The following is a 13,059-nucleotide window of genomic DNA, read 5'->3' on the forward strand; positions in this document are numbered from 1 at the left end:
GCTTTAAATAAGTCATTTAGAAATTCATTTTTACCGAGAATCCGTAGGAGCGTGTAGAGGGCATGTTGTAAAGCTCAAAGGCACCGAGACCGTTCTGCGTGGAAAGAGACACATCCGGATCGGTCGGTGAGTCCTTGTAGATAAAGAACAAGTTGCGCGCGATGAACGAACAGTTAAGATTCCGGTTGAGTCCGAAAAGATTGCGGAAAGTATAGCCTAACGACAACTCACGCATACGGAAATTGGTTGCGCTGTAGATATAGTCGATGGGGCTGTTTGCCGAACCGATAGCCTCATAGTAAGTCTTTATGGGCACAATGCGTCCGCTGCCGTCGGGAAGCTCCATTCCCGGGGCGTTACGATATTTCGTAGCCACGATGTTGTTCTGCTCCGCATAGAGACGGGCATCGGCCGAACGCTGTGAGAAGCCATATTTGTCGAACTGCTGCTCAGTGAGTGAGATCACCTTGCCACCGATGCGCCCGTTGATAAGGAACGAGAGGCTTAGCTCCTTCCAGTTGAAGGTGTTGCTCCAGCCCATCTGCCAATTGGCATTCATATTGCCGATATACATCAGCTTACCGCTCTTGTCCATCCTCGGCTTCCCCTTGGAATTGAGCTTGATATGCCCCTTGTCATCACGAGCGAAGTCTGCGATGTACATATCGCCGATGGATCCGCCCTTCTTGTAGATGACATGCGTTCCGGCCACACGCTGCTCAATGAGACGCTCGTGGCCTTCCGGGTCGAGGGCAGTATTGAGAATTCTGTTATGGTTATAAGACACATTGTAGCTCGTACGCCAACGCAGCCACTTGAAAGGCTTGAAGTCGTAGCCAATGGTTGCCTCTATTCCCTGGTTGCGTACCTTGGCGGAGTTGAGAGCCTGGGTAAGTCCGGTGCCGGTTCCCACAGTCATGTAAAGATGGCTCATGACAGCATTATAGTAAGTAAGGTCGAAGCTCAGTCGGTTATTCAACCACAAACTCTCAATACCGGTCTCGAAAGAGCGGGTCTTCTCTGGACGCGGATCGGCGAACTGCGCATACTGGCTGCCCTGTGTGGCACCGGTCTGCAGATTTTTCTCCACGGCATTATAAGCGATATTGGGAATCGAGTTACCCACCTCGGAATACGATACACGGTACTTCAGGTAGTTGATGGGCTTCGGCAATTTGAATACCTTACTGAGAATGGTATTGGCTCCGATGCCGAAATAGCCATAGTTGTCAGTCTTGGCAATGCCTCCAAGTTTGAAGAAGCGGAAGGGGCGATACCAGTCGCGGCGATAGGAGCCGTCGAAGTATACCATGTCCTTCCACCCCAGCTGTGCGGTAAAGAGCCAGGCGCGATCCCAGTTGGAACTCTTGGAAGCCGTGGTGGCTCCCATGCCTCCGGCACTCACATCAAAGTAGTTGACAATAGTGGGCAGCTCCTGCATATTTCGGTCGAAGAAAGAGGCTACGACATCGGTACCCTTATACTCGCCCTTCACGGTGTGTCCTACCCATCCTGCCGTAGCCGATACAGCGTAGTCGCCGAAAGTCTTGTTATAGTTGAGCAGATAGTCGATATATATATCGGTGGTCTTGCTGTCGCTATTCCAATAGCGTCCGTAGTCCTGCATCGTCGAGGGAAGGAAGGTGGTGGCATACTGGCGGCTGTCGTTGTTGTAGCGGGTATAGTCATAATTGACGCGTGCCTGGAACGAGAGACCGTCGTAAATATCCAGATTTCCCGATATGGTACCCCATATACGGTCTTCCTTCTGGCGGGATCTATTCATGTTTATAAGCCAGTAGGGGTTGTTCTGAGCAGAGCTCATGAAGACCCAGTCCTGGCGCGGGCCAGTAAGCGGCGTAGTTCCCGCAGTATAGACATAGTTTCCGTTCAGCTGTTTGTAGTATCCCCGTACATTGCTGATCCATCCGGCATTGTTCGTTACATAGTTGTTTCGATAGTAGTTCATGTCGACATTGCGCGGGGTAAGGTAAAGATGATAGATCGGGTTGCCTACCGTGCCGCCGCCCGGACGGTTGCGGGTAATGGTCTGCGCATAGTTAAGCGACACCTCCACCTTCAGCCGGTCAAAGAACTTATAGCTCTGGCGCAGACTGACCGTGTTTCGGTTATAGTTATTGTTACGCATGAGCCCCTTGGCATGGCTGTTGGCCATGGAGAAATAGATGGTCATCTTCTCCGTGCCGCCCGACAGCGAGAGCGAGTTATTGGTGGTAACGCCCGTGCGGAAAAACTTGTCCACTTCGTTCTGCGCATAGTTGCGTAAATGGATATCATGGCTGGCATCAGCACCGAAATTAGTGGTGTTGAGCGGTGCGCTGAAAGTCAACTGATTCTCGGGAAGAGTGCCGATTTTAGGCCCCCATCCATCGGGAGTAAGACCATTGGACGACACCGTCCCTCCATAGACATTCTGTATCTTCGGTGTCATGAGCGGAGTATCAAATGTGATGTTGGAAGTAACATTGATATCGAGACGCCCCTCACGACCTTTCTTGGTAGTAATCATCACCACGCCGTTGGCAGCCACCGAACCATAGAGGGCCGCGGCGTTGGCTCCCTTGAGCACATTGATCGACTCAATATCGTCGGGGTTGAGGAGCGAGAGGGGATCAGAGCCCTCGGACATACCGCTATAAGTGAATCCCTCGCCATTCATATCACGGCGTCCACGAGCACCGTTGCTCATAGGCACGCCGTCGACCACAATCAGCGGAGAGCTATTCCCCAAAATAGACTTGGCGCCGCGAAGCACGATTTTCGTACCACCGCCGGCACCGCCGGCACTCGGCGTGATGGTCAGGCCGGACACCTTTCCCTCGAGCGAGTTGGCGATATTGGGGTCCTGCACCTTCATGAAGTCTTCCGCCTTCACCCTCTGGGTAGCGTAGGTGAGCGACTCTTCCTTGCGCTGGATACCCATGGCGGTAACCACGACATCGTTCAGCGTGAGGGCCTCCTCGCGCATCACGAGGTCGATCTTGGTACGACCCTGCATGGCCACCTCCTGCGTGCCGTAGCCCACATAAGAGTAGACCAGAACGGGATTGGCCTCCTCCGTCGTGAAGGAATAATGGCCATCGATGTCGGTAACGGCACCGTGAGAGGTACCCTTCACCATCACGCTAACGCCGATGAGAGGCTCGCCGTTCGCATCGGTAACCGTTCCCGCGATGGTGCGAGGCTCTCCCGGTTTCTGGCTCGCAGACTTCTTGGGCTGTGCCTGGGAACCTTCCCTGGAGAGGTAGACCACATTGTCTATGATCTTGTAGGAAATGCCCGTACCGGCAAAGAGCTTGTCGAGTACGCTCTTCAGCGGCTCGTTCTTGGCCTGGATTTCGTTGACTTCCAGCTTAGCCAAGTCGTCGTTGTAGAAGAAACGATACTTCGAGTTCGTCTTAAGCTGGTTGATCACTGTCTCTAACTTGGCGCGCTTGGTAGACAGATTCACCTGCGCAGAGACCCGGGAAACCGGCACGCACAGGAGAAAAAGCACGATAAAGGCCTTGCATAGCACCAAGCCGCGTTCATAGTTTTTCTTGTCCATGATTGGAGTAAAATAGTTTAATGTTTAAGTTATTAATTCAACAAGTTTAGATTACCGTTCTTTAGAAATAACAAACCAATGCACAAAATTGCTTAGCACAAATCGTTTTTTCTGAAAAATATTTTTCTCATACCTTGATTTTATTACTGCCAATATCCGGAATCGGCATGAAGGCGATGTTAAATAAATTAAAATCAAATGCCACCTTATTGCGAATATGACTTTAAAAGTGTAAATTTGGCAATTAGATTCACAGAAGACGAATTCCACGGAACTTGCCGCTTGATTTTGCCTTTACCTTAAAAAGAAAAGCATGAACGGCCGTGGAAGTGAACTTTTTGTTAACAGAAAGCGATATAGATGAGCATTACTGAAGATGAATTTAGGCTGATATTCAGGGAGCTATATCCCCAGATGGCCTATTATGCACTGCAGTTGGTGGACGAGGACGAAATGAAAGACATTGTCCAGGAGGCTTTCGTGGAGCTATGGAAACACCGAAACTCCATAGCCGACGACAGCCACCTCAAGGCTTTCCTGTATCGCACCGTCTACAATCGAGCCCTGAACAGCCTGAAGCATCAGACCATTGTCAAGGGACATTCAGGGATATTAGAGGACATAGAGGCCCGCAGGATGAGATTCTACAGCCCCGACCATAACGATGTGATGCAAGCCATAGAAAACCAGGAGCTGCACGGCCAGATAGAGACGGCCATCCGGAGGCTGCCCGACAAATGCCGCCAGGCCTTCGTCATGAGCTACCTCCACGAGATGAAGAACAAGGAGATTGCCGATGTCATGGAAGTATCGGTGCGCACGGTGGACGCACATATCTACAAGGCACTTAAGCTCCTGCGCAACGACTTATCTTATCTGAAACACAAATAAACATATTTTATATTTTCAGGAGTAAGCTATTTTGGGCCGACAATTGTTTCTCTAATAACGAGACAAGGAAAAAATACAACTAACAAGACACGAATGAAGGATATCAATCATAAGCTCATCAAGGACTATATATTGGGGAAATGCTCTGACAGGGAGCTCAGCCAGCTGCACGAATGGCTCTCGGAGACGCCCGAAAACGAAGACGCGCTCTTCAGGGCGGAGCTCCTCTATCGCCAAGGCAAAGGTCGCCGGCCTCTTTCCGGAAAAGCCCTTGACAAGGCGGAGGCAGAGCTATTTGGTGAAATACACCGCTACGAGACACGCCGTACTACGACCCGCCACCTGAGCATCCTGCGCTATGCCGCCGTCGGACTGCTTGTTCTGGTCGGAGGCGTCGTCGCCCTATGGAACTACTACGGCCGCACCGAGATGATTCATATAACGGCGTCTGCCACGAAAGCGATGGAGCTCACGCTGCCCGATCATTCCAAGGTATGGCTCAACAAGAACGGTTCTATCAGCTATCCGAAGGCATTCAATGGTAAGGAGCGTCGCATAGAACTTTCGGGCGAAGCCCTGTTCAGCGTAACCAAGAACCCCGCCAGGCCGTTCATCGTAAGCAGCCATGGCGTCAGCGCGCGTGTCCTGGGCACCGTCTTTAATTTCAATACACTCTGCAAGAACAACCACGAGGAAGTGAGCCTGCTGGAAGGAAGCCTTGAGATAACAGGCAACCACGGCGAGGGAAAAATCGTCATACAGCCCAATCAGAAAGCCATTATCGACAAGGCGCGGCACACCATGGAGGTGAAGGATGTCTATGCGCCCCTCGAGGCAGTATGGCACGACGGCATGATACCGTTTCGCAACATGTCGGTCAGGGACATCGCCCATGTGCTGGAAAACCTGTATGGCGTAGAGATAGACCTCTCCGCGGGGCTTGACCGCCGCTCCACCTATTCCGGATACATACGCCGCGGCGACAAGATTGACGATGTGCTCGACGCACTCTCCTACTCCGTGCCCTTCACCTACAAGCGCAGAGGCAACGCCGTAACGCTCTACGGACGACGGAAAGGCGCGGCGCAATAACGCTCTCCGATGTCGCTGGCCGCGAGGATAGCCGCCGGCCGCAACGGAAGAAACTACCCCCACCCGCATCGCAAACGGCAAACGATAGAATTACAAGCCGCGTGTAACACGATTACACGCGGCTTGTAATGTCATTACTAACGGTTAGTAACGATATTACCAGCCGTTGGCAAGCCTTTGGTCTACCTTCCCCGCCTTTCCTGCCAACCATTGCCCGTCGGGCCCGCCGGCAGTGGAAAATCGGCAGGAATGCACATGCTTGACTGACAGAAATAGGCCTTATGACCACACGCCACGATTTTTTCCCGTCAAAACCTTCCTTTTCTTCAAAAAAATGAGTAAATTTACAGCGAAAAAGAAAAATGCCCTATCAATACATATCTATATATGAAAAACTTGAAAGGCCTGCTCCTCTGTGAAGTCGTGGGCATGCCCGCAGCCTGCTCGGGCAACAAGACCGTATCCGGGCTCGACCCTGCAAGATTCGACTCCATCATCAATGGCAAGCCCGTCAGCCTCTACATCCTGACAAACCGACTGGGAATGGAAGCCTGCATCACCAACTTCGGCGGGCGCGTCGTCTCGCTCATGGTGCCCGACAGACAAGGGAAGCTCCCGGAATTCAAGGACGCCAAACAGAAGAAAAATATCCTCCAGGGCAAATTACAACGGAAATCCATCGTCATTTTAGATTTAAAATAGTATATTTGCAAATAAAACAAAATCAAAGAACAATATATGAACGACAAGAAATTGATGAACCATGCAGCCGATAACATCAGGATTCTGGCTGCCTCTATGGTTGAGAAAGCCAAGTCAGGCCATCCCGGTGGGGCCATGGGCGGCGCTGACTTCATCAATGTGCTCTTCTCTGAATTCCTGGTTTACGACCCCTCCGACCCCACTTGGACTGGCAGAGACCGCTTCTTCCTCGACCCCGGGCACATGTCGCCCATGCTGTATTCGGCTCTGGCAATGCAGAGAAAGTTTACGCTCGACGAGCTCCAGCAGTTCCGCCAGTGGGGTTCTCCCACCCCGGGGCACCCCGAGCGCGACATCATGCACGGCATCGAGAACACCTCAGGCCCGCTCGGACAGGGACACACCTTCGCTGCCGGCGCCGCAGTAGCCGAGAAATTCCTCGAGGCGCGCTTAGGGCATGAGGTGATGCAACACAAAGTCTATGCCTATATCAGCGACGGCGGCATCCAAGAGGAGATATCTCAGGGCACAGGGCGCATTGCCGGTTTGCTCGGTCTGAACAACCTCATCATGTTCTATGACTCTAATGACATCCAACTATCCACGGAGTGCGGCGAGGTCATGAAGGAAGATACCGAGGCCAAATACAAGGCCTGGGGATGGAATGTCATCAACATCGACGGCAACAACCCCGATCAGATTCGACAGGCACTGACGGCTGCCAACGCCGAGACGACACGCCCGACCCTCATCATCGGCAAGACCATTATGGGCAAGGGAGCCCTCAAGGACGACGGCACAAGCTACGAGCACAGCATCAAGACGCATGGCGCACCCTTAGGGGGAGAGGCCTATCGCAAGACCATCGAGCATCTCGGCGGCAATCCCGACAACGCGTTCGTCATCTTCGACGATGTGAAAAATCTCTATGAAGAGCGGCGTGAGACCCTGAAGAAAATCGTTGCCGAGCGCCGCCGGGAGGAAGAGAAATGGGCCAGGCAAAATCCGGAAAAGGCGGCGCAGAAGGCAGAATGGTTCTCGGGCAAAGCCCCGAAGATAGATTGGGGCGTGCTTACGCAGAAGGCCGACATTGCCACCCGGGCCGCTTCCGCAGCCTGCCTGGGCATACTGGCGCAGCAGGTCCCCAATATGGTGTGCGCCTCGGCCGACCTTTCCAATTCCGACAAGACCGACGGTTTCCTGAAACAAACCCACTCTTTCCAAAGGAATGACTTCAGCGGAGCATTCTTCCAGGCCGGCGTCGCAGAGCTCACCATGGCCTGCATGTGCATCGGCATGTACCTGCATGGTGGCGTTATCCCCGCATGCGGCACCTTCTTCGTCTTCTCAGACTATATGAAACCGGCTGCCCGGCTCGCTGCCTTGATGGAAGTCCCCATTAAGTTCATCTGGACACACGACGCTTTCCGGGTCGGCGAGGACGGCCCTACCCACGAGCCCGTGGAACAGGAAGCCCAGATACGCCTGATGGAAAGGCTGAAGAATCATCATGGCAAGGACAGCATCCGAGTATTCCGGCCCGCAGACGCAGAGGAAACCACGGTGTGCTGGGCTATGGCTATGGAAAACATGGAAACGCCTACAGCGCTGATTCTTTCCCGTCAGAACATCACGAACCTACCTCAAGGCAACGACTGCGAGCAAGCTCGCAAAGGCGCCTATATCGTTGCGGGCTCGGACACCGACTATGATGTTATCCTCACGGCGAGTGGGTCAGAAGTCTCAACATTGGTTGAAGCCGCGTCCCTGCTCCGTAAGGAAGACTGCAAGGTGCGTGTGGTAAGCGTCCCTTCAGAGGGCCTTTTCCGCCGCCAGAGTAAGGAATATCAGGAAGAAGTGCTGCCTAAGGGTGCCAGGATATTCGGCCTTACGGCCGGTCTGCCCGTAACTCTTGAAGGACTGGTAGGCGCCAACGGCACCGTCTATGGCTTGGAAAGCTTCGGCTTCTCTGCCCCCTATAAGGTATTGGACGAGAAATTAGGCTTCACGGCCGAGAACATATACCAACAAGTTAAACGATTCCTAAACAACTGAAAGCGTATGGAAGTGAAAACTGTCGGAGTGGCTTGCGATCACGCAGGCTTCCCATTGAAACAATTCGTACTGGATTATCTTGAGAAAAAAGGTTATCCCTGCAAGGACTATGGCACATATAGTGACCAGAGTGTTGACTATCCTGACTTTGCACATGCCCTCGCTGAGGGCATCGAAAGCGGAGATGTATACCCCGGAATTGCCATCTGCGGCAGCGGCGAGGGCATGGCCATCACGCTCAACAAGCATCAAGGCGTTCGTGCCGGACTGGCTTGGAACAAGGACATCGCCGAGCTGATTCGCCAGCATAACGATGCCAATGTGCTCGTCATGCCTGGTCGGTTCATCGACAATAAGACGGCAGAAAAAATCATGGACGAGTTTTTCAAGGCAACCTTTGAGGGTGGCCGCCATGAACGCCGCGTACAAAAGATACCAGTTCAGAAATAATTCTATCAGATAGGGGAATGCCTCTGCATTTCCCCTTTTTAATGTCTCACTAACTATGAAGAATATATTTTTAATGATTACGATGGTCCTGTGGTCGGCGACAGGCCTTGCCAACGACCATTTCATCACGGACGCAGCGTTTCGGCAGACGGTGGAAAACACCTTTCAGGCTAAGCTGAACCTTATCGGGAAACAATTCTACGAACTTAAGGGACTCACCCCAACCACCGAAGAACGGGAGGCTCTGCAATTCCTCTATGCCTATATGCCGCTGGCTGATGCCACGGACTATACCACAGCCTTCTATCTCGGCAATGTGCGCATGTCTTTCAAGGCACGGCAGGAAATGCCTTGGGGCCAGAAGACCCCAGAACTCCTGTTCCGCCACTTCGTGCTCCCGATGCGCGTGAACAACGAAAATCTGGACAGTGCCCGCATCGTGCTCTACGAAGAACTCAAGCAGCGCGTGAAGGGAATGAGCATGAAAGATGCTATCCTCGAGATAAACCACTGGTGCCATGAGCATGTAACCTACCACCCGTCAGACGCGCGAACCCTCTCTCCGCTGGCCTGCATGAAGAATGCGCTGGGCCGCTGTGGCGAAGAGAGCACCTTCACCGTGGCCATGCTGCGCACGGTCGGCATCCCCGCGCAGCAGGTCTATACGCCCCGATGGGCTCATACCGACGACAACCACGCATGGGTAGAGGCATGGGCAGACGGCACCTGGTACTTCCTCGGAGCCTGCGAACCAGAGGCCGTTCTGAACCTCGGCTGGTTCAACGCGCCCGCTTCACGCGCCATGCTGATGCACACCCGTGCCTTCGGCGACTATCGCGGCCCGGAAGAAGTGGTGCTGAAGACCAGCAACTTCACCGAAATCAACCTCATTGACAACTATGCCAAGACGGCCCTGGTGAACTTCACCGTCCTCGATCAAGCGGGAAAACCCGTCGAGGGAGCCCGCGTGGACTTCAAGATATACAACTATGCAGAGTTCTACACGGCGGTGAGCAAATATACCGACAAACAGGGCAAGACTTTCCTGACTTCAGGATTGGGCGACCTCCTCGTATGGGCCTCTAAGGACGGCCACTACGGCTATGCCAAGGCCTCATTCGGAAAAGACCGGGAGGTAACCATTCAGATCAATCGCTCTCACGCCACGGATGTAAAGGAAAATGCCTTCCCCATCGACATGCTCACCATCGTTCCGCCCCCGGAGAATGTGAAACTGCCTGAGGTTACCGACGAGCAGAACGCCCGCAACAAGGCTCGGTTCGCGGAAGAAGACTCCATCCGGAAGGCCTATGAGCACACCTTCTGGCCCTATCAGAAAGACAGGGAGGTCTCGGAAGAGGTCAACAAGCTGCTCACCACCGCAAGGGGCAACTGGCGCACCATCCTCGCCTTCCTCCAGAAGCACGAAGACCGGCAGCAACGGGCCATAGAACTGCTGAAGAGCTTGAGCGACAAAGACCTGCGCGACATCAAGATGGAGATACTGGAAGACAACATGAACGCGCCGAGCAACCAACTCTGCCCACGCGTAGAGGCGGAAATGATCATCGCGCCATTCAAGCAATACTTCGCAAAAGCCTTCTCCAAAACCGAAGAAAAGAAATTCCAGGCCAATCCCGCAGAACTGGTAAGATGGACTCGCGACCATATCCGCCTGAACCCCGACAACAAGGCGCTCCGCATTCCACAGACCCCCATAGGCGTATGGCGCAGCCGCATGACCGACAGCCGATCGCGCGACATTTTCTTCGTCGACCTTGCACGCAGCCTTAACATTGAGGCACGGGAGGATGTGATTACAGGAAAAGTGCAGTACAAACAAGGCGGCAAGTGGATAGATGTAGACTTCGAGGCGACAGAACAGCTGTCAGCCCCGCAGGGAACGCTCGTTCTCAACTACGAGCCCACCAAGCTCTTGGACAACCCCAAGTATTACAGCCACTTCTCCATCAGCGAGATTAACAACGGACGCACCTATCTCCTCAACTTCGAGGAAGGACAGGTGGACATGGGCGGCGGCACCAGCTGGGCAAACACCTTCAAGAACGGTGCCAAGCTTGACGAAGGAACCTATATGCTCACGACGGGCACACGCCTTGCCAACGGCAGCGTACTGGTGAACAACCAGATATTCAACATCCGCCGGGAACAGACCACCACCCTCGACCTCAAGATGCGGGCAGCCGACCATGAGGTGGCCATCATCGGCAACTTCGACAGCGAGTCGAAATTCGTCAAGGACGGAAAAGAGGTAAGCCTCCTTTCCCAGACCGGGCGCGGTTATTTTGTCTTAGGCATCCTCGGCGTAGGCCAAGAGCCCACCAACCATGCCCTCAATGACATCGCCAAGGTGAAGAAGGAATTCGATGAATGGGGGCGCCCATTCGTGTTGCTCTTCGAGAGCGAGGCCGACGCCCGCAAATTCAACCTGAAAGAGTTCGGAGAACTGCCCAAGAACACTCTCTTCGGCATCGACCGCGACGGCAGCATCAAGAAGCAGATAGTCTCGCAGATGAAACTTTCCAACGACCGGCTGCTCCCGATCTTTATCATTGGCGACACCTTCAACCGAGTGGTATTCTCCTCGCAGGGCTACACCATCGGACTGGGAGAACAGCTCCGGAAGGTGATCAACAAGCTTTAAGACTTTCCTATAATGATAAGTGAGAAGTGCCACAAGCTCTCTGCCCCCTGTTACAAGCAGCTTGTAACGACATTACACACGGCGTGTAACAACCTTACAAACTGCTTGTAACATAGCCGGAAACAACCGGTTGCGGGACGAAAGGCTTGAGGCACTTCTCCTCTTGGCTTCTATTGCGTCTTCGTATAGTCGGGCAGATGGAAGCTATAGCTTCTGTCGAACACCTGACTCACTTTGTTTATCTCCAGCAGCGTGGTGCCTCCGTTCTGGCCGAAGCTGCCGCTCAGATAGGCAATCTTATCCTCCTGCCGGATGTATTTCTTCTGGAGCAGCATGCGCAGGGCGGCCGTAAACAGATACTGGGGCGTGAGATGCTCTTTCTGGTGGATGGGAATGACGCCATAGCTAAGGTTCAGCCAGCGCTGCGTCTTCTCGTGATAGCAGATGGCGAGCACGGGGACAGGGCCTCGGAAAGCAGCCAGGTCGCGGGCGGTCTGCCCCGTCTCGCTGGCGGTGATGATTCCCTTTACGCCCAACTTGATCGTAGCGTCGATGGCGGCATGTGCCAGAAACTCCTTCTGCGTGCAGTCGTCGCTCAGCGGAAGCCTCATGCCGCTTCCGCCCATCCTGTCCTGCTCGGCCTGCTCGGCGATGGTGGCCATGGTCCGCACGGCCTCAAGGGGATACTTGCCCGACGCCGTCTCTCCGCTCAGCATTAGGGCATCGGTGCGATAATAGATAGCATTTGCGATGTCGGTAACTTCCGCGCGTGTAGGACGGGGATCTTTAATCATGGAATGCAGCATCTGCGTGGCCACGATGACGGGCCGCTTCTTCAAGATGCACTTACGGATAATCTGCCGCTGGATGCCCGGAATGCGCTCTATCGGGACCTCTATTCCCAGGTCGCCGCGGGCAATCATGATGCCGTAGGAGGCGTCGATGATCTCGTCGATATTGTCCACGCCTTCCTGATTTTCTATCTTGGAGATGATCTTGATGTCGCTGCCGTGAGCGTCAAGAATGTCCTGCACGGCCTTCACATCGGCCACGCTGCGGACGAAGGAGTGTGCGATGAAGTCGATATCCTGCTCTATGGCAAGCTCAATGTTCGTCTTGTCTTTCGGCGTGAGCGCCGGCAGATCGATGTGCTCGCCCGGCACATTCACGCTTTTGTGGGCTCCGAGGAGTCCGTCGTTCTGCACCTGGGCCACAACCATCGGGCCTTGGATGTCGAGAACCCTCATGTTGAGGGCTCCGTCATCAAAGAGAATGTCGTCCCCGACCTTGATATCTTGCGCGAAATCAGGATAGGAAACATTCACGATGTCGTGGGTGGAGTCTATCTCCGGGCGGCCGAAAATCTTCACGGTGTCGCCCGTCTTGTAGGAAATGGGCGACACGACACCGGTCGTGCGAACCTCCGGCCCCTTGGTGTCAATGAGCAAGGCGATGTGCGGCGATACTTCACGCGTGTTACGGATGATGTTCTTAATTCCTTCAGGAGTGGCATGAGCGGTGTTCATGCGCACCACATTCATCCCCGCGAAGAACAGCTTGCGCAGGAAATCAACCTCACAGTGGCGGTCGCTGATGGAGCATACAATCTTGGTTTGTTTCATTCCTTTATTATTAT

8 protein-coding genes are annotated in these 13,059 nt (G+C 53.6%); 6 read left to right on the forward strand and 2 right to left on the reverse strand.

Annotated elements, in window-relative coordinates; genetic code table 11:
- Positions 1–16: 16 nt before the first annotated feature.
- Positions 17–3,568 carry a SusC/RagA family TonB-linked outer membrane protein gene (locus C7120_RS00800; RefSeq protein ID WP_107619951.1) on the reverse strand — a complete coding sequence of 1,184 codons (3,552 nt, stop codon included), beginning with the start codon at positions 3,566–3,568 and terminating at the stop codon, positions 17–19.
- Between the two features lie 360 nt (positions 3,569–3,928).
- Between C7120_RS00800 and C7120_RS00805 the strand changes: the two genes are divergently transcribed.
- The 6 genes from C7120_RS00805 (at position 3,929) to C7120_RS00830 (ending at position 11,423) form a co-directional block, all read left to right on the forward strand.
- Positions 3,929–4,459: an RNA polymerase sigma-70 factor gene (locus C7120_RS00805; protein WP_107619952.1), complete on the forward strand. Its 531-nt coding sequence runs from the start codon at positions 3,929–3,931 to the stop codon at positions 4,457–4,459.
- Positions 4,460–4,552: 93 nt separating this feature from the next.
- Positions 4,553–5,551: a FecR family protein gene (locus C7120_RS00810; protein ID WP_107619953.1), complete on the forward strand. Its 999-nt coding sequence runs from the start codon at positions 4,553–4,555 to the stop codon at positions 5,549–5,551.
- Positions 5,552–5,938: 387 nt separating this feature from the next.
- A complete protein-coding gene (locus tag C7120_RS00815; RefSeq protein WP_107619954.1) occupies positions 5,939–6,253 on the forward strand; it encodes a hypothetical protein in 315 nt (104 codons plus the stop codon).
- A 36-nt stretch (positions 6,254–6,289) separates the two neighbouring features.
- The gene (locus tag C7120_RS00820) at positions 6,290–8,308 is read left to right on the forward strand and encodes a transketolase (protein WP_107619955.1); all 2,019 of its coding nucleotides are present in this window, start codon (positions 6,290–6,292) and stop codon (positions 8,306–8,308) included.
- Positions 8,309–8,314: 6 nt separating this feature from the next.
- On the forward strand, positions 8,315–8,758 hold the full coding sequence (rpiB, locus tag C7120_RS00825; protein ID WP_107619956.1) for a ribose 5-phosphate isomerase B: 444 nt from the start codon (positions 8,315–8,317) through the stop codon (positions 8,756–8,758).
- 55 nt (positions 8,759–8,813) lie between these two features.
- Complete coding sequence (locus C7120_RS00830; RefSeq protein WP_107619957.1) at positions 8,814–11,423, forward strand: transglutaminase family protein; 2,610 nt, start codon at positions 8,814–8,816, stop codon at positions 11,421–11,423.
- A gap of 170 nt (positions 11,424–11,593) precedes the next feature.
- Here the strand turns inward: C7120_RS00830 and pyk are convergent, their stop codons facing one another.
- Positions 11,594–13,045 (reverse strand): pyruvate kinase, encoded by a 1,452-nt coding sequence (gene pyk / locus C7120_RS00835; RefSeq protein ID WP_107619958.1) that lies wholly within the window; start codon positions 13,043–13,045, stop codon positions 11,594–11,596.
- Positions 13,046–13,059: the final 14 nt, after the last annotated feature.

This window comes from Prevotella sp. oral taxon 376 (assembly GCF_003043945.1).
GTDB lineage: Bacteria > Bacteroidota > Bacteroidia > Bacteroidales > Bacteroidaceae > Prevotella.